Source organism: Neisseria iguanae (assembly GCF_003013245.1).
GTDB classification, from domain to species: Bacteria; Pseudomonadota; Gammaproteobacteria; order Burkholderiales; family Neisseriaceae; genus Neisseria; species Neisseria iguanae.
Map to the genome: position 1 here is coordinate 1 of NZ_PXYY01000200.1, position 500 is coordinate 500.

The window sequence follows — 500 nt, forward strand, 5'->3', positions numbered from 1 at the left end:
ACAGCCAACGGAACATACTGCTGCCGGCAGGTGCAGAAACATAGCGAAGCAGAGAAGGCAAAAGCAACCGCCCGAAAAATAACCGATACCGCCAAACAGGCCGCAGCAGCGTTGGTTGCCCAAAAATACAGCCCCGAACAGGTTTGCGCCCATTTGCGTAAGCACGACACCATTTACCGCTTCCCGCACCGCGACCGTCAAAACGGTGCCACCTGCGCATCATCCCCAAACCCTACCGCAGAACATACGGAAGCGGTTTATGGAACAAAGGAAAAGTGCCCGGCATGGAAGAGCGCCCGGCCATCGTCGGCGGGAAAAAGCATGCCGGCGGTTTCGAGACGGATACCATCGCCGGCAAAGCGCAAAAGAACGGGCTGCCGGTTGCCGTTGGCCGGGTAACCAAATTCGCCATCATCAGAAAAATCAAAAACTCAAAGCCGGATATGTTGCAGGAGTCATTACCCGGGCTTTAAAGCCGTTCAAACATCATGTTAAAACCG

1 protein-coding gene is annotated in these 500 nt (G+C 54.6%); it reads left to right on the forward strand.

The features are described from left to right. Window positions 1-284: 284 nt before the first annotated feature. Window positions 285-473 carry a hypothetical protein gene (locus tag C7N83_RS14100; RefSeq protein ID WP_106743297.1) on the forward strand — a complete coding sequence of 63 codons (189 nt, stop codon included), beginning with the start codon at window positions 285-287 and terminating at the stop codon, window positions 471-473. Window positions 474-500: the final 27 nt, after the last annotated feature.